Consider the following 17,744-nt stretch of genomic DNA (forward strand, 5'->3'; position numbering starts at 1 on the left):
CCCGATTTTACTCTTTTGAATTTTTTTTGCGAACTTTTTACTCGGTGATAGGTCATAGCTACAGATAAGAAAAACGGGGCCTATCATCTGACGTACCAAGGGGTTGAGGAGAACAAGCTCGGATGAGCGATTTAGATACAGATAAAGCCCTGGTAGAACGAGTTCAACAAGGTGATCAACGAGCGTTTGATTTACTTGTTAAAAAATATCAGCACAAAGTGATGAGCCTAATAGCGCGGTACGTGAAGCAGCCTGCGGATGTGCCAGACGTAGCTCAAGAAACTTTTGTGAAAGCTTACCGAGCTTTGGCAAACTTTAGAGGTGATAGTGCTTTTTATACTTGGCTCTATCGAATTGCTGTAAACACCGCCAAAAATTATTTGGTATCGCAAGGGCGAAAACCTCCTGCGAGTGATGTAGATGCAGAAGAAGCAGAATATTATGAAGGAGCTGGTGCTCTCAAAGACGGAGCATCGCCCGAAAGTTTATTACTGACCGATGAGATTCGTGATGTGGTGATGCGGACCATCGATGGATTACCAGAGGACTTACGCCAAGCGATTCTCCTTCGTGAGATAGAAGGTTTAGGTTACGAAGAAATAGCGATTGAAATGGATTGCCCCATTGGTACTGTGCGGTCTCGAATTTTTCGGGCTCGTGAAGCAATAGACCAGCAGTTGCGGCCATTATTAGAGCGTTAAATATAAGTGCGCAAAATTACTGAGGAATAACTATGTCAGAGCGTCGTTTACAAACTACTTCAGCATTGTTAGATGGTCACACGAGTGATCTTGATGATGAAGTTAGTCCGTTCAGCGCTAATTTCGATGAGGTGTTAGGTGATCCAGAAGCTCATCGAGCATGGCAACGTTATGCCTTTATTGGGCAAGTCATTCGACACCAACAAAGCGACTGTTGGCAAGTAGATATTAGTGCCAAGGTGGCAAGTGCAGTCGCTGCAGAAACTACAGTGAATGTTGAGAAAAAATTAATAGAGCCGAACCTAACTCAAGGTGGTGCATCTGCCAAAGCAGCTATGCGCTGGTTAAAGCCAGCAGCAAGTGTTGCGATTGCGGCAAGTGTTGCGATTGTTGCGGTATTATCGGTACAGCAAACCGGTATCAATGGTCAACTTGAAGCAGAGATACTTGAGCCGACGACACCGGCTTTAGTAACTAACCCCTTTGGCGGTCGTAACCCAGTAAGTTTTAATACTGTGGTACCTAATCAACAGCCGAGTGCGGCAGAAGTTGCTGAGCAGCGCATGCTGTTAGAGGCTTATATGCTAGATCATCAACGACAGTTGAATATTTCGTTACAAGAACAGACGAAAAAAGCTGCGATTACAGAGACCCAACAACCTGAGCCACAAGCGCCACAGAATGATTAAACATGCCTTTGCTGTTGCTCTGCTTAGCGGAGCAACACTTTTGTTTATGCCCGCCGCGGCAATGGAACAACCTAACTTAAACTCAAACGAAGATGCAGTAACTCAAGCTGAGAATATAGGGCAGCACTGGTTTAATCGCATGGCGTCTGCATTACGCGAGTTAAATTTTCAGGCTACGTTAGTGCGTAGTCAGGGACAACGCATGCAGCCTTTACAATGGTCTCATGGTGTTTTAGAAGACGGTCTTGAAGTTGAGTTACTGCAACACCTCAATGGGGCAGACGTCAGAATTTTAAGGTTAGGTAATCAAACCTCTTATTATTTTCAGCCATCAGATCGCTCTTATTTTGTGCAAACAGATATCACACCGGGACTGTTGCCTCGAGCTTTTTATCAATCTTTTTCTCACATCAATGATCACTATCAAGTTGTTGCCGTTGAAGGACACCGAATTGTCGGCCGTATGGCTCAATATCTTCGTCTGGTGAGTAGAGACAACTATCGTTATCACTACGATTTATGGGTAGACAGTGAAACCGGTATGCTACTGCGTTTGCAAATGCTTACGCCACAACGCGAAGTCTTAGAAGAATTGCAACTGACTTCTATCGATCTTCCCGCCGCATCGCCGATTGCATTGCAAGCATTAGAGGGCGTTCAGCGGCCCCCCAGACTATATCACCACCAACAACAAGAGCCCTTACAATTCGGCCTCTATCCACAATGGTTACCTAGTGGCTTTAGCCATCAAGCTCAACATCATCGTCGTCTTTCCAACACCGGATTAGCTACCGATTACTTTCTGTTTAGCGATGGCTTAACTGAGGTATCGATTTATGTTACCGATGGCGATAGTCAGCGTTTACCGGGATTGGCGTTAGAGGGAGTCGACTCGCTCTTTAATACGCAAACGAATGGTTATGCGATAACGGTAGTGGGCAAGTTGCCGGTTGCAACTCTGCAGCGAATTGGCGAGAATATGGCTTTGGGTCAGCCTGATTAATGTAGGTATAAAACATGATTCGTGAACTAGCTGAAGTTATTGCAGTGGATGATACGAGCCTGTTAGTAGCTACCCAACTCAAAACCGGCTGCAGTGGTTGTGCACAACAAAACACCTGCGGTGCTGGAGTGATATCTAAAGCCTTTGCGGACCGCCGAGCGCAGTTTCGGGTGGCTAAACCGATGGGCGATTTTCGTGTTGGCGAACAGTTAGAACTGCTCTTGCCAGAGCAAACCTTAACGCACTTTTCATTACTTATGTACGGTCTACCTATCGTTGTGTTAACTCTACTAGCAATGCTGCTAACTAAGTTTACCAGTTGGCCTGAAGGCTGGATCATTTTGACGGCATTTGCTGGGTTTGGATTGAGTTTTATCAGTCTTAAAAAATGGCTATCACAACGCGATATTCAGATTAACAAGCAGCTAAAAGTAGAACAAATCAGCTGATTTCTCCGAAAATCCTTTGTTACTCGCCGTATTATCAGTATGATCAGCGGTTAATTCGTATTCCTATTTTGTTTTTGCGGGGGCATTAATGCCAGATAAGGCGTTTAAGCAAGCAAATATTCGCAATTTTTCAATTATTGCGCACATTGACCACGGTAAATCAACGTTGTCTGACCGTCTCATCCAGCATTGTGGAGGCCTAACTGATCGTGAAATGGCCGCTCAAGTATTAGACTCGATGGACCTAGAACGAGAGCGTGGCATTACTATTAAAGCACAGAGTGTAACGTTACATTACACGGCACAAGATGGTGAAACCTATCAGTTAAACTTCATTGATACACCAGGACACGTAGATTTCACCTATGAGGTGTCGCGTAGCTTGGCTGGTTGTGAGGGTGCTTTGCTAGTGGTTGATGCAGCGCAGGGTGTAGAAGCGCAAACATTAGCAAACTGCTATACCGCAATTGAAATGGATCTTGAAGTTGTGCCGATTTTGAACAAGATCGATTTACCGCAAGCGGATCCACTGCGGGTAGCTGAAGAAATTGAAGATATTGTGGGTATCGAAGCGATTGATGCGGTGCAATGCTCCGCAAAAACTGGGATTGGTATTGAAGAAGTCCTTGAGCGAATTGTTCGTCAAATACCGCCACCACAAGGAGATCCAGATGCTCCGTTACAAGCGCTCATCATTGATTCATGGTTTGATAATTATCAAGGAGTAGTGTCTCTCGTTCGGGTGAAGAACGGGACGCTGCGGGCCGGTGATAAGATGAAAGTGATGTCTACCGGACAATCCTACCAGATCGATAAAGTTGGCTTTTTCTCACCTAAACCTACAGAAACAGGTATTCTACGCTGTGGTGAAGTAGGCTTTGTGATTGCCGGTATTAAGGAAATTCTTGGGGCGCCGGTGGGCGATACCTTAACCCTTACTAAGCAACCAGCCGATGCAGCACTCCCAGGCTTTAAGAAAGTTAAGCCACAGGTGTACGCGGGCATGTTCCCCATTTCTTCAGATGACTACGAAAACTTTCGAGATGCTCTAGCAAAACTATCTCTCAACGATGCTTCGTTGTTTTATGAACCGGAGAACTCGGCTGCGCTTGGTTTTGGTTTTAGGATAGGTTTCTTGGGCATGCTGCACATGGAAATTATCCAGGAGCGGCTAGAGCGAGAGTATGACATAGATCTTATTACCACTGCACCGACGGTGGTTTACAAGGTTCTAAAAAAAGACGGCAAAGAAGTTAACGTGGATAACCCAGCAAATTTGCCAGCGCTTAACGATATTGACATCATTTATGAACCCATTGTAGAAGCAAATATCTTGGTGCCTCAGGACTATTTAGGCAACGTGATTACTTTGTGTGTCGACAAGCGCGGCGTGCAAACGAAAATGGCCTACCATGGCAAACAAGTTGCAGTAACCTACGAGTTACCTATGGCTGAAGTTGTAATGGACTTTTTTGACCGCTTAAAATCAACAAGCCGTGGGTACGCCTCACTCGATTATCAGTTTAAGCGCTTTCAAGAAGCCGATATGGTGCGAGTGGATGTGTTAATTAACGGTGACAAGGTTGACGCTTTAGCGATGATTACTCATCGCGATAATGCGCAAGGTCGTGGCCGTGAGTTAGTCGATAAGATGCGGGAACTGATTCCGCGCCAGATGTTTGATATTGCGATTCAGGCAGTTATTGGTACGCATGTTATCGCGCGCTCGACGGTAAAACAGTTACGTAAAAACGTTATCGCTAAGTGTTATGGCGGGGATGTTAGTCGTAAGAAAAAATTACTGCAGAAGCAAAAAGAAGGTAAAAAACGGATGAAGCAACTAGGTAATGTTGAAGTTCCGCAAGAAGCTTTCTTAGCTGTACTCAAGGTTGGTAAATAAGACGACATTGGCGTCACGATAAGGAAAAAGCACGAATGGCCAATTTTTATTCGGTGTTGTTGACAATTGTCACCTTGGTGGCAGGTGCGCTCTGGTGGTATGACGCACGTTACAAAAAGCCAGTGCGCTTGCAACGTATTCAAGCTGAAGAGCAACGTTTGCAACAACAGTTGGATGAAGAGGCGCGAGCTCGGATTGCCCCTCAAGGGCGCTTAGCCGAGTTTGCGCAGTCGGTGTTTCCGGTGTTGTTCGTGATACTTATTCTACGTTCATTTATTTTTGAGCCGTTCAGAATACCTTCAGCGTCGATGATGCCAACCATGTTGGCCGGTGACTTTATCTTGGTACAAAAGTTTAGTTACAGCTTACGAGATCCTATTTTTCGCACCGAATTGATGAAAACTGGTACCCCACAACGGGGTGATATTGCGGTCTTTAAATACCCAGGTAACCCGCAACTGGATTACATTAAACGAATCATTGGTACGCCTGGCGACCGGATAATATATCGTAATAAAACGTTATATTTAGAGCCTGCATGTGTTGAGCAATCCAGTGAATGTCCACAAATGCAGGTGATTGAACGGGATGTGACGGCTCAGGATGAAGTTTATTTTAGCCGGTCTACTCCTTTGGTGCGCTACCAAGAGCAGTTGGGTAATGTGACCCACGAAATTCTTATTGATCCAACTATTGCACCACGCACTCCGTATTTTTATCAGCAAGAAGGCACGGCTCCTGATGAATGGATAGTACCCGAAGGACACTATTTCTTTATGGGTGATAACCGTGATAATTCTGAAGATAGTAGATACTGGGGCTTTGTACCAGAGCATTATCTGGTAGGTCGTGCTACTTTTATTTGGATGAGTTTTGAAATGGACCGTAGCCGGAATAGCTGGCTACCGCAATGGGTTCCTACTGGCGTTCGCTGGCACAGACTCGGAACCGTGGAGTAATAAGTGAGTTTACCAAAACCACCTATTCATAAGTTAGAACAAGCGTTTGGTTATCGTTTTAATAATCGTGATCAGTTAGCGCAAGCCTTAACTCACCGTAGTGCGGCGGCGCAACACAACGAACGCCTGGAGTTTTTAGGCGACTCGGTGTTAGGAATTATTATTTCCGAGGCCCTGTTTGAACGCTTTCCGAAAATAGATGAAGGCGATTTAAGCCGAATGCGCGCCACTTTAGTTTGTGGTCGCTCATTAGCTAAGCTTGCCCAGCAATTTGAGCTTGGTAAATATCTGGTGCTGGGGCCAGGAGAAATGAAGAGCGGCGGCCATCGGCGTGAATCTATTCTTGCTGATGCAGTGGAGGCTTTGCTCGGTGCCATGTACCTAGAAAGCGATTTAGTGACCTGTCGTCAAGTCGTGCTGCGTTGGTTTGCTCCTCACTTAGCTGCGATAAAACCTGGCGTCAGCCATAAAGATCCCAAAACGCGATTACAAGAATTTTTACAGGGTCGGCAATGTGCATTGCCGCTTTACGAAGTTGTGGCGACCCAAGGCCAGGCGCACAATCAACAGTTTACCGTGAGTTGCCAAGTAGACGGTTTGGCAGAAGTGGTGCTTGGTACTGGTACCAGTAGACGCAAAGCTGAACAGAAGGCCGCGGCAGCAACGTTAGAGTTGCTACAACACCAGCAGGAACCTGTGTAATGGATGTGACTGAATATCAATCAGAGTCAGCTTTTGTCGCGATTGTAGGGCGTCCCAATGTGGGCAAATCTACCTTACTGAATCGTATTCTTGGACAAAAAATTAGTATCACCTCGAACAAGCCACAAACCACTCGACATCGAATTTTGGGTATCGAAACTGAAGGTGATAGACAAATAGTCTATGTTGACACGCCAGGATTGCATCAAGACGAGAAAAAGGCGATTAATCGACTCATGAATCGCGCTGCTGCAAGTTCTATGAGTGGTGTTGAAGTGGTTTTATTTGTGGTGGAAGCAAATCGCTGGACCACAGATGATGAGATGGTACTTAACAAACTTAAGAAATCTCAACGTCCTGTTATTTTGGTTGTGAACAAGATCGATCAGATAAAGGATAAAAGTAGTTTATTGCCACAGCTGCAACAATTAGCAGCGCGACATACATTTGCCGAGATTGTGCCTCTGTCTGCCGCTACTGGCGATCAAGTTGAGGCTTTACGTAGTTTAGTTCATCAATATGCCAAACCAGGTGTGCATCACTTTCCTGAAGATTATGTTACCGATCGATCATTGCGTTTTATGACCGCTGAAATAGTGCGTGAAAAACTCATGCGTTTTACCGGCGATGAATTGCCATACAGTACGACCGTTGAGATTGAACAATTTCGCACTGCAGATAATGGTACCACCCATATTCATGCGTTGATTTTGGTCGAACGAGAGGGACAAAAGCGGATGATTATTGGCGCTGGTGGCAGTAAGTTAAAAACCATTGGTACTGAAGCGCGAAAAGATCTCGAGCCATTGATTGGTGGCAAAGTCCATTTGCAGCTCTGGGTTAAAGTAAAATCCGGCTGGGCTGATGATGAACGAGCACTCCGCAGCTTAGGGTATGGTGAGGATTAAGCCATGCAACCGGCATATGTGCTGCATCGCTGGCCTTATCAGGATAGCAGCCTACTGGTTGAATTATTTACTCTGCAGCACGGGCGATTTCGGGTTATTGCGAAGGGAGCTAAGCGGCCCAAAAGCCGCTGGCGAAGTATCCTTCAGCCCTTTACACCGTTGCTGGTTGAAACTCGCGGTAAACACGAATTACAAACGCTTGTTGATGCCGAAGCCAGTGCACCAGCCTTTGCGCTGCAGGGGGTTAACCTCTACAGCGGTTTTTACCTTAACGAGCTATTACAACGTCTGACATCAATCTATCAGCCGTTAGATGGGGTGTTTGATGACTATCAGCAAGCACTGCAGCTGTTAACGCAGATGGCCCAAATAGAACCTGTCTTACGTCGTTTTGAATGGCAACTACTGTGTCATTTAGGGCACGGTTTTGATTGGTTTTATGATACTCAGCAACAGCCTGTAGTAGCGAACAGCCATTACTTATTTGTGCCAGAAGCTGGTTTCAGTGCTGTCAGCGCAACACCTCACTCCTATGCCGGTAGCGATTTACTTAAATTAGCTGCTTTCGAATTAAACGATAGTAGGCTACTTAACGTATTCAAACGTTTAATGCGAGAAGCGCTCGCACCCTATTTAGGGCCCGCACCGCTTCGTAGTCGCGAATTATTCATACAGTTGCAAGTAGCGTCAAGCACGGCTAACCAGCCAGTGGTGGCGCCGCTGAGCACAGAAACACCCAAAGGATACACATCATGAGCTTGCAGCAATTTCCCATTTTGTTAGGGGTCAATATTGATCATGTCGCTACACTACGAAATGCTCGTGGCGTCAGCTATCCGGATCCGGTAACAGCAGCTGCGTTAGCAGAACAGGCTGGAGCCGATGGTATAACTATTCACTTGCGTGAAGATCGTCGTCATATCCATGATCGCGATGTTGAATTGCTCGCCCATACTCTGCAAACCAGAATGAACCTAGAAATGGCGATAACTGATGAAATGCTAGCCATTGCTGCAAAAGTTAAGCCGGCTTATAGCTGTTTAGTGCCCGAAAAACGTGCTGAGCTTACTACTGAGGGTGGTTTAGATGTAGCTGGCCAGCTTGCACGAGTAACTGATGCAGTAGCAAGTTTAGCAAGTCATGGCACTATTGCTTCTTTGTTTATTGATGCCGATAAAAAGCAAATTGATGCGGCCAAAGCCAGTGGTACTCAAGTGATAGAGCTGCATACCGGGCATTACGCTGAACAAACGACTGAAGCAGGGCAACAACAAACGCTTCAGCAACTAAGAGACGCAGCTGATTATGCGCATGGTCTTGGTTTACAAGTAAACGCAGGTCATGGTTTGCATTATCATAATAGCGCTGCAATAGCGGCAATTTTACCGTTAGTAGAGTTGAATATTGGGCATGCCATCATAGCTCGCGCGGTGCTGGTAGGATTGGATCAAGCCGTGCGTGACATGAAGCAGCTGTTGCAGCAAGCTCGCATGCAAGCTATCGCAGAGCTGAACTAAAGGATGGCGCAGTTTTATCGGCCTGGTCAAGGGCCGCAGCAGCGAAAACGCAAAGCTAAGCCAAAACCTGCAACTATTGCAGCAGCAGATGTGGTTGGGCTGGATCATTTTGGTCGCGGTGTCGTGCGAAGTGCGCAAGGGGTTAAATTTGTGGCTGGGGCCTTACCTGGCGAAGTTATCGACTACGTTGAGAGTAGCAAGTACGAGGCGGAACTTTTAGCGGTACAGCAATCTAGCCCTGAGCGGCAGCAACCGGCCTGTGAATTCTATCGGCAGTGCGGTGGTTGTGACTTGCAGCATTTGAATGTAGCAGCACAACAGCAGCATAAGCAGCAAGTAGTCACTGAGTTATTGCATAAGTTTGCTGGAATTGATGTCACTGCACAGGCGTCACTGTGGCAACCGACACTTAGCGGCAGCCCGTGGAACTACCGTCGACGGGCTCGCTTAGCAGCTCATTATGATAAAAGTAAACGGCAGCTCACGTTGGGGTTTCGGGCCAGAAAAAGTAAAACCATCGTGCCGATTTCTGAGTGTGCTACGTTAGCGCTAGCGTTAAATAACTTGTTGGCTCCGTTGCGTGCATGCTTAGCTGAGCTCAAACTGGTGCCGTTTTTGGGGCATGTAGAACTCCTTGAAACCACAGCTGAGCCGCTAGTGGTGTTGCGTTTAACTCGTTCGTTGGCAGCCGCCGATAGAGCACGTTTAGTGGCATTTTCAGAACACCATCAAGTGCGCATCGCATGGCAGGATGAGCAGCAGGTACATTTGTTAGATACTGGGCCGCTTCCTCAATACGCAACTTGGCAGGCTAAACTGCAGTTTAACCCAGGAGACTTTTTACAAACTCACCGTGATTTAGCTGAGGCTATGGTCGCCCAAGCTCTGCAATGGCTTGAGCCAGAATCTGGTGATACTATTTTGGAGTTATTTGCCGGTAGTGGCCATTTTACTATTCCGTTTGCTCGCAGTGGGGCTCAGGTAACGGCAATAGAGGGTGTACCTAGTATGGTCCGGCAATTACAGCACAACGCCCACCTGCATGGCGTAGCTGTGACTGCGGCGTGCAGCAACTTAGCCCAGCCCTGGGCGCAAAGTGCAGCAGCAAAGCTATTGCAAGGGCCATTCAACAAGGTGCTGCTGGACCCAGCTAGAGCTGGTGCCGCGCAAGCAGTACAAGAGTTAGTGCGGATGCAACCAGCGCAAATTCTGTATATTTCTTGTGCTCCGGATACCTTAGCGAGGGATGCCGCGACGCTGGTGCAAGGCGGTTATCACTTAAAACAAGCACAACTGGTTGACATGTTTCCGCAGACCCATCACATTGAGGTTATGACACTATTCGAAAGGGAGTAAAGCCGTGGTTTTTGTGCGCAGTACCCATGTTGACAAACCGAGTCAAACGGGCGGGGATTGGTTAGCTCACGTTGACTCTAAGCAGCGTAAGCAAGTGTTAACTGAGCTTAGTCAACAGTTACAACAGCTGTTAGTGAAACAACCTAAAGCTGCGCACATTGAACTGAAAGGTCAAGAAATGGTGGAAATCCTAGCTGGTTTAGGATTGGACCAAGAGACCCTAGTAGCGGCCTTACTCAGCCCTGCCTACGAACTGAAGCTACTGACACCGGAGCAAGTGACGGCGTGGGGTGGTGAGTCCTTATTGCAGCTGATGCAAGCAGTACAGCAGATGCAGAGCATTAGCGCCTTGCAACATTTTCAGCATGGTAAACCTAACGATGCGCAAATAGATAATGTACGTCGCATGTTGCTGGCGATGGTGGCAGACGTACGAGCAGTGTTAATTAAACTAGCTGAGCGTATTTGTTTTTTGAGAGAAGTCAAAGGATTAGACGAAGAAACACGAGTTCTTGCCGCCAAGGAATGCCATGAAATTTACGCGCCACTAGCTAATCGGTTAGGCATTGGTCAACTCAAGTGGGAACTAGAAGATCTCGCATTCAGGTACTTGCATCCAAACACCTACAAAGCTATTGCCAAACAGCTCTTAGAACGACGTATTGATCGTGAAACATATATTCATGATTTTGTGCATCAACTACAGCAGGCACTGCATGATGAATGCGTAGAAGCTACCGTTTACGGACGGCCTAAGCATATCTACTCGATTTGGCGAAAAATGCAGAAAAAGCATCTTAACTTTACCGAGTTGTATGACATCCGTGCAGTTAGAATCATTACCACATCGCTAAAAGACTGCTATGCCGCGTTGGGCGTAGTTCATAGTTTATGGCGTCATATTGGCTCTGAGTTTGATGATTATATTGCCACTCCTAAGGCTAACGGGTATCAATCGATTCACACCGTGGTGCTTGGGCCTGCTGATAAACATGTAGAAATACAAATTCGTACCCAAACCATGCATGATGATGCTGAACTTGGGGTTGCAGCCCACTGGATGTACAAAGAGGGGGCGGCAGTTAGTAAAGGGCAAGGCCTAGAAGAAAAGATCGCGTGGCTGCGCAAATTGTTAGCTTGGCATGATGATATGGCGGGCAACGATGAATTAGTGGCAGAAATTCGCTCTCAAGTATTTGAAGATAGGGTGTATGTATTTACTCCAAAAGGAGAAGTCATAGATTTACCTAACGGCGCAACGCCTTTAGATTTTGCCTATTACATCCATTCACAAGTTGGGCATCGCTGTGTTGGAGCCAAAGTGGATGGCCATATTGTACCTTTTACTTATGCGTTAAAAAATGGCGAGCGGGTAGAAATTCTTACGCAAAAGAATGCGCAACCGCGCCGCGATTGGCTCAATCCTACCAGTGGTTATCTACAAACCTCGCGTGCCCGGGCTAAAGTAGCCACTTATTTCAAAAAGCTTGATCGTGATAAAAATATTAAAGCAGGTAAAGAGCTACTCGAGCCAGAGCTAGCAAAACATGGCATTCCTCTGAGTGCTGCCGAGCAGGTTCTTGAGCGCTTTAATATGACGCACTTAGATGACTTAATTGCCGGCATCGGTGCGGGTGATGTGCGCTTGCAGCATGTGGTAAACCAACTTAAACCAGCCACAGATACAGCGGCCGAGCGCATCGAGCGACTCACAGCCAAACCTGTCAAGCAGCGCACTGGTAAACAGAGCGATGTCACTGTTGAAGGGATTGGTAATCTCCTCGTGCAATTTGCCAAATGCTGTCAACCGGTGCCAGGTGATAGTATTTTAGGCTTTGTAACTCAGGGGCGGGGCGTTTCAGTACACCGCAAGGATTGTGAGCAGTTGCAGCATCTTTTAGACCAACATCCTGAGCGTGCATTGGCGGTAAGCTGGAGTGAACAAAAGCAAGCTAACTATCGAGTTGATTTGCGCCTTATCGCAAATGATCGTCAAGGATTATTGCATGACATTACCAGCGTCTTAGCCAATGAACGTGCTAGCGTGGCGCAACTTGATTCGAAACGAGATGAAGCTAGTGCTTTAGCCAGTATTCGGGTTGGCGTGATGGTAGCGGACCAAGCAGGTTTGCAGCGCTTAGTCAGTCGTCTAAGCCAACTCAAAGGTGTGCATGAAGTGGTGCGAGTGCCAGCTTGATAGGTAAGGAATAACATGAATTCATTTACAGGTGTGCAAGCCTTGGTAACCGTTATGCAACGGTTGCGAGATCCGGTTGGCGGGTGCCCATGGGATTTGCAGCAATCCATGGCCAGCCTCATTCCTTATACTTTGGAAGAAGCATACGAAGTTGCCGCCGCAATTACCGCAGGTGAACCAGCAGCGATAAAAGATGAACTAGGTGATTTATTGTTCCAGGTGGTGTTTTATGCACAGCTTGGCAAGGAGCAGGAACTATTTGATTTAGACGCCATTGCTAAAGCTACAGCAGAGAAGCTCATGCGGCGACATCCGCACGTGTTTGGTGAGCAACAAGCCCTCAGTGATGCCGAGATAAAAGCACAGTGGGAGCAGATAAAAAGTGAGGAGCGTGCTGAGCAAGGCCAAAGCGATAGTGTGTTTGATGGTATTGCAAATAATTTACCAAGTATTTTAATGGCTCAAAAACTGCAAAAACGGGCTGCGACTGTGGGTTTTGATTGGTCTGAGATGGCTCCCGTGATTGCTAAAATAAGGGAAGAATTAGCGGAAGTTGAAGACGAAATTAGAGCTAACGATAACGCAAAAATAGCTGCTGAGATTGGCGATTTGTTGTTTGCGGTGGTGAATTTGGCCCGCCACGCTCAGGTTAATCCTGAGCACGCATTACGCCTGACCAATCACAAGTTTAAACAGCGTTTTCAATGGATAGAAACGCAATTAGCCCAACAGCAAAGACGTCCTGAAGAGTTGAGTTTAGACGAGTTAGAAACCTATTGGCAACAAGCTAAACAACAGTTAAATCACGTTGAAAGTAAGAAATAATTTGTCGGCTATGGGCTACTCGGGTATACTGTTTTCCCGTCTTGAAGCATTTCCCTATCAACCTGACGACTTAGGTTTCGCATGACAACTAATTATATTTTCGTCACCGGCGGTGTTGTATCTTCGCTGGGCAAAGGTATTGCTGCAGCTTCATTGGCGGCAATTCTCGAAGCACGTGGCCTAAAGGTTACGATTCTTAAACTGGATCCTTACATTAATGTGGATCCTGGTACCATGAGTCCCATTCAGCACGGCGAAGTGTTTGTGACCGAAGACGGTGCCGAAACCGATCTGGATTTGGGACATTACGAACGATTTATTCGTACCCGAATGACCAAGAAAAACAACTTTACTGCTGGGCGCGTATACGAAGATATCATTCGACGCGAACGTCGCGGTGAATTTCTTGGCGCTACCATTCAGGTCATTCCTCATATTACCAACGAAATCAAACGTCGTATTGTTGATGGAAGCAGCGATTATGATATCGCTATCATTGAAATCGGCGGCACCGTAGGTGATATTGAATCACAACCTTTTCTTGAAGCTATTCGCCAATTAGCCACTGAAGTGGGTCGCGATCGTACGTTATTTATGCACCTCACCTTGGTACCGTTTTTAGGTGCTGCTGGCGAAGTAAAAACTAAACCAACCCAACACTCGGTAAAAGAACTTCGCTCGATTGGTATTCAGCCGGACATTTTGGTGTGTCGTTCAGACCGTGCGTTACCTGCTACGGAACGGGCTAAAATTGCGCTATTTACCAATGTTGAAGAACGCGCGGTCATTGGCTTGAAAGATGTCGATAGCATTTATAAAATTCCGGCTATTCTGAAGTCGCAAGGCCTTGATGAAATCGTGACCCACAGGTTCCGATTAGACTGCCCAGAAGCAGATTTAGCTGAGTGGGAACAGGTGCTCTATCAAGAATCGAATCCTAGCGGTGAAGTAACCATTGGTTTTGTTGGAAAGTACATTGAGTTGCCTGACGCTTATAAATCGGTGAATGAAGCTTTAGCCCATGCCGGCTTAAAGAATCGTTTAACCGTGAACTTACGCTACATTGATGCGCAAGATATTGAAACTAAAGGTGTTGCTAAACTTGCTGATGTAGATGCCATCATTGTTCCAGGCGGTTTTGGTGAACGCGGAATACTAGGTAAGATCATGGCGGCCCAATACGCTCGTGAGCACAATATTCCTTATCTAGGCATTTGTTTGGGGATGCAGATTGCGCTGATTGAATACGCACGTAACGTTGCGGGTTTAACAGGCGCCAATAGCACTGAATTTGAAGCCGATGCAAAACATCCGGTGGTAGGATTGATCACCGAGTGGATGGATGCCAAAGGTCAGAAAGAATTACGCAATAACAGTTCTGATTTAGGCGGTACTATGCGTTTGGGTGCGCAACCATGTAATTTAGTGCAGGGCACTAAGGCGCGGACATTATACGGTGCCGATGTGATTCAAGAGCGGCATCGCCATCGCTATGAAGTCAACGGTCATTATATCGAGCAATTAGAAGCGGCAGGCTTGAAAATATCAGGTTGGTCACATGATAATCGCTTAGTAGAAATTATTGAAATTCCTACCCATCGCTGGTTTGTGGCAGCGCAATTCCATCCGGAATTCAACTCTACTCCACGTGATGGGCATCCATTATTCCGCGGTTTTATTGAAGCCGCAGGACAGTATCAAAAAGAGCGTCGCGCTTAAGCGTCGCGTGTTATGGCAAAGGAGTATTAAAGATCATGGCAGCAATTAGTCGTATTGTAGCTCGTGAAATCATGGACTCACGCGGCAACCCAACTATTGAAGCAGATGTTTATCTAGACAATGGTCATTGGGGGCGCGCCGCTGCCCCTAGTGGTGCATCAACTGGCTCTCGTGAAGCACTAGAGTTACGTGATGGTGACGCTCACAGATATTTAGGCAAAGGTGTGCAAACGGCCGTGCGAAACGTGGTGGAGCTTATAGCGCCAGCGTTACAAGGCATTGATGCAACGGAGCAAGCTCAAGTTGACCAAATCATGTTAGATTTGGATGGTACTGAGAACAAAGAAAAATTGGGTGCGAACGCTATTTTGGCCGTATCGCTAGCTGTTGCAAAGGCTGCTGCTAGTGCCAAGGGAATACCCTTGTATGCTCATATTGCTGAACTCAATGGTACTGCCGGCAAGTACAGCATGCCATTGCCGATGATGAATATTCTTAATGGCGGCGAACACGCTGATAACAATGTAGATATTCAAGAATTTATGATTCAGCCCGTAGGTGCGAAGAATTTTGCTGAAGGGTTACGTATGGGAGCGGAGATCTTTCATGCGTTGAAAAAAGTCTTGCAGCAACGTGGCTTAAGCACAGCCGTGGGCGATGAGGGTGGTTTTGCGCCAAACTTGGCGTCTAACGAAGAAGCTTTAGCGGTGATTGTTGAAGCTGTTGCCAATGCTGGCTACGAGATGGGGCGTGATATCACCTTAGCCCTTGATTGTGCTGCATCAGAATTCTATCGCGATGGCCAGTATCATCTAAGCGGCGAGGGTAAATCATTCGATGCCGCTGGTTTTGCTGAGTATCTTGATGGCTTGTGTCAACGCTATCCGATTATTTCAATTGAGGATGGCTTGGATGAAAGCGATTGGGCTGGCTGGAAAATCTTGACCGAACGTTTGGGCAGTAAAGTGCAGTTGGTAGGTGATGATTTGTTTGTAACTAACACCCGTATTCTTAAGCGTGGTATTGATGAACAGATCGCAAACTCAATTTTGATTAAGTTTAATCAAATTGGTAGTTTGACTGAAACCTTAGCGGCCATTCGAATGGCACATGAAGCTGGTTTCACCGCAGTTATTTCACATCGTTCAGGTGAAACTGAAGATGCTACTATTGCTGATTTGGCGGTGGGTACAGCGGCAGGGCAAATCAAAACAGGTTCGCTCTGTCGTTCAGACCGAGTGGCTAAGTACAACCAGTTGTTACGTATCGAGGCTGAGTTAGACGGTCAGGCTGCGTATCGTGGTCGTGCCGAAGTAAACGCAAGCTAGCGCATGGGTTGTGGTCAGCGTTTAACTGTCGCAAGCTTGTGAACTCTGCCGATGAGCAATATGAACGAGAATCAACAAGCTGACATTTTCCAGGCGTTGCACGGTGGTTATGTTAATAGCCCCCAAGCCACGCCTGATAAATGGCCTGCGGCAGCTTTCGCTGAACTTTGTAACGCCTTGTACGAACGTGAATTGCAACAACTTGCACAGCAGTTGGGGCTAACGGTTCAGGGGTTACAAAAGCGTTTACGAAGTTTGCCTTACTACATTCAACAAGCGGCGCGTGGCATGTTACAGTGCGGCGCGCCGTTTGTGTTAGATCTCCAAAACGCCTCCTGGCAGGCGCCACAAAAAACAAAGCTGCAGACCGCGGCCAAGCAAACGACTAAACTTAGCAACTGGTTACACAAGCACGCCAAATTAGGCGATGCTGTGGTGATTCATGTGCAAACCCAACATCTACAGAAAGCTGTCTTAGATTCGCTTGATCGTCTTGATCTAGCTCAACAGCGGGTACATTGTAATCATTGGGGATGGTTTGATTTGCAGGGGCAATGGCTGGATCGATTGCCAGCGCATGAAGCGGCTGCAACGGCAATGCAGGCGGTATTAGTCTTGCCTGATAAGTATCATTTAGGGGCAGCTATGGGGGGCCATCAATGGGGCCATAAAGGCAAGTTAGATCCCCGCCCCTTGAGCTTACGTGAGGTACTGCTTGCCACCCGCATTCAGTGGCGGTAACAGCAGTTAGAATGCGCCCCAAAAGGCAACCACACCCGCAATCATCACAATCACTAAACTTAATTTGCGAAACAAAGATTCGGATAAGCGGCTACTGATACGGTGCCCTAGCCAAGAACCACTAATAGCACCAGCCAACAAACAGAGTAAAATAGGCCATTGCTCTAATTGATAGCGTTGTTGCCAGCTAAAGCCAATCACATTAGTTAATGCAAGCAGTAAAAAGAATAAGGTTAGGGTGGCACGAAACGATACCCGGGCGAGACCGTAACTTGTAAGAAATAGCACCACGGGTGGTCCGCCTAAGGTTAAAGCGCCATTACTAAAACCACCGATGGTACCAGCTAATATTTGTTGCCATGGGGCTCCGTTACTTTGCCAGCGTAGGTTAAACCAAAACAACAGGGCGACCAGAATAACTCCACCAGCCATGATCTGTTGTAACAACTGCAAGTTGATTGCGGCTAATAGGTATTGTCCAGCAAGGCTTCCAAGCACGCCGCAGCCAAGCAGCCAAGGCCACTGGCGCCAGGCAATAGCATGTCGTAGCAGCCAGCCTAAATAAAGTGCCATGGCTAGGTTAACTACCGACAGTAGTGGCGTGAGGGTAGAAAGCGGCAGCCAAAGCACCAATAAGGGCACGGCAATCAGGCCGGAGCCAAAGCCAGAAATGCCTTGCAAACAGGCTGCAACAAACATAATCATTAGGATTATCAGATATTCCATAGCTTTTTCATTGGGGTTAGCCGT

Annotated in this window: 17 protein-coding genes; 16 read left to right on the plus strand and 1 reads right to left on the minus strand. The window is 46.8% G+C overall.

Features of this window, described 5'->3' with window-relative positions; all coding sequences use genetic code 11:
- Window positions 1-122 precede the first annotated feature (122 nt).
- The 16 genes from rpoE to KGF88_RS03865 all read left to right on the plus strand — a co-directional run bounded on the left by rpoE (window position 123) and on the right by KGF88_RS03865 (window position 16,994).
- Complete coding sequence (gene rpoE, locus KGF88_RS03790; RefSeq protein WP_153825714.1) at window positions 123-701, plus strand: RNA polymerase sigma factor RpoE; 579 nt, start codon at window positions 123-125, stop codon at window positions 699-701.
- A 32-nt stretch (window positions 702-733) separates the two neighbouring features.
- Window positions 734-1,390 (plus strand): RseA family anti-sigma factor, encoded by a 657-nt coding sequence (locus KGF88_RS03795; protein ID WP_110075191.1) that lies wholly within the window; start codon window positions 734-736, stop codon window positions 1,388-1,390.
- Window positions 1,383-2,393 carry a MucB/RseB C-terminal domain-containing protein gene (locus KGF88_RS03800; protein ID WP_153825713.1) on the plus strand — a complete coding sequence of 337 codons (1,011 nt, stop codon included), beginning with the start codon at window positions 1,383-1,385 and terminating at the stop codon, window positions 2,391-2,393. The genes KGF88_RS03795 and KGF88_RS03800 overlap by 8 nt, the downstream gene beginning before the upstream one ends.
- Before the next feature lie 14 nt (window positions 2,394-2,407).
- A complete protein-coding gene (locus KGF88_RS03805; RefSeq protein WP_153825712.1) occupies window positions 2,408-2,842 on the plus strand; it encodes a SoxR reducing system RseC family protein in 435 nt (144 codons plus the stop codon).
- Between the two features lie 88 nt (window positions 2,843-2,930).
- Window positions 2,931-4,742: a translation elongation factor 4 gene (gene lepA / locus KGF88_RS03810; protein WP_153825711.1), complete on the plus strand. Its 1,812-nt coding sequence runs from the start codon at window positions 2,931-2,933 to the stop codon at window positions 4,740-4,742.
- A gap of 35 nt (window positions 4,743-4,777) precedes the next feature.
- Complete coding sequence (lepB, locus tag KGF88_RS03815) at window positions 4,778-5,701, plus strand: signal peptidase I (RefSeq protein ID WP_110075188.1); 924 nt, start codon at window positions 4,778-4,780, stop codon at window positions 5,699-5,701.
- Between the two features lie 3 nt (window positions 5,702-5,704).
- Window positions 5,705-6,403, plus strand: coding sequence for a ribonuclease III (gene rnc, locus KGF88_RS03820; protein WP_110075187.1), 699 nt, complete (start codon window positions 5,705-5,707; stop codon window positions 6,401-6,403).
- On the plus strand, window positions 6,403-7,311 hold the full coding sequence (gene era, locus KGF88_RS03825; protein ID WP_110075186.1) for a GTPase Era: 909 nt from the start codon (window positions 6,403-6,405) through the stop codon (window positions 7,309-7,311). The genes rnc and era overlap by 1 nt, the downstream gene beginning before the upstream one ends.
- Window positions 7,312-7,314: 3 nt before the next feature.
- Window positions 7,315-8,067, plus strand: a complete 753-nt coding sequence (gene recO / locus KGF88_RS03830; RefSeq protein ID WP_153825710.1) for a DNA repair protein RecO — start codon at window positions 7,315-7,317, stop codon at window positions 8,065-8,067.
- Window positions 8,064-8,828 (plus strand): pyridoxine 5'-phosphate synthase, encoded by a 765-nt coding sequence (gene pdxJ / locus KGF88_RS03835; RefSeq protein WP_153825709.1) that lies wholly within the window; start codon window positions 8,064-8,066, stop codon window positions 8,826-8,828. Before recO ends, pdxJ begins: the two co-directional genes overlap by 4 nt.
- A gap of 3 nt (window positions 8,829-8,831) precedes the next feature.
- Window positions 8,832-10,184: an rRNA adenine N-6-methyltransferase family protein gene (locus KGF88_RS03840; protein WP_153825708.1), complete on the plus strand. Its 1,353-nt coding sequence runs from the start codon at window positions 8,832-8,834 to the stop codon at window positions 10,182-10,184.
- A gap of 4 nt (window positions 10,185-10,188) precedes the next feature.
- Window positions 10,189-12,381: a GTP diphosphokinase gene (gene relA, locus KGF88_RS03845; protein WP_162014476.1), complete on the plus strand. Its 2,193-nt coding sequence runs from the start codon at window positions 10,189-10,191 to the stop codon at window positions 12,379-12,381.
- Between the two features lie 15 nt (window positions 12,382-12,396).
- Entirely contained in the window at window positions 12,397-13,206 is an 810-nt protein-coding gene (gene mazG, locus KGF88_RS03850; RefSeq protein WP_153825707.1) for a nucleoside triphosphate pyrophosphohydrolase, read from the plus strand.
- A gap of 81 nt (window positions 13,207-13,287) precedes the next feature.
- Complete coding sequence (locus tag KGF88_RS03855) at window positions 13,288-14,925, plus strand: CTP synthase (RefSeq protein WP_110075180.1); 1,638 nt, start codon at window positions 13,288-13,290, stop codon at window positions 14,923-14,925.
- A gap of 35 nt (window positions 14,926-14,960) precedes the next feature.
- Complete coding sequence (gene eno / locus KGF88_RS03860; protein WP_153825706.1) at window positions 14,961-16,253, plus strand: phosphopyruvate hydratase; 1,293 nt, start codon at window positions 14,961-14,963, stop codon at window positions 16,251-16,253.
- A 60-nt stretch (window positions 16,254-16,313) separates the two neighbouring features.
- A complete protein-coding gene (locus KGF88_RS03865; RefSeq protein WP_153825705.1) occupies window positions 16,314-16,994 on the plus strand; it encodes a hypothetical protein in 681 nt (226 codons plus the stop codon).
- 6 nt (window positions 16,995-17,000) lie between these two features.
- Here the strand turns inward: KGF88_RS03865 and KGF88_RS03870 are convergent, their stop codons facing one another.
- The gene (locus KGF88_RS03870; protein WP_153825704.1) at window positions 17,001-17,720 is read right to left on the minus strand and encodes a sulfite exporter TauE/SafE family protein; all 720 of its coding nucleotides are present in this window, start codon (window positions 17,718-17,720) and stop codon (window positions 17,001-17,003) included.
- Window positions 17,721-17,744: the final 24 nt, after the last annotated feature.

Origin of the sequence: Idiomarina loihiensis, assembly GCF_024584785.1 — a bacterium.
GTDB classification, from domain to species: domain Bacteria; phylum Pseudomonadota; class Gammaproteobacteria; order Enterobacterales; family Alteromonadaceae; genus Pseudidiomarina; species Pseudidiomarina fusca.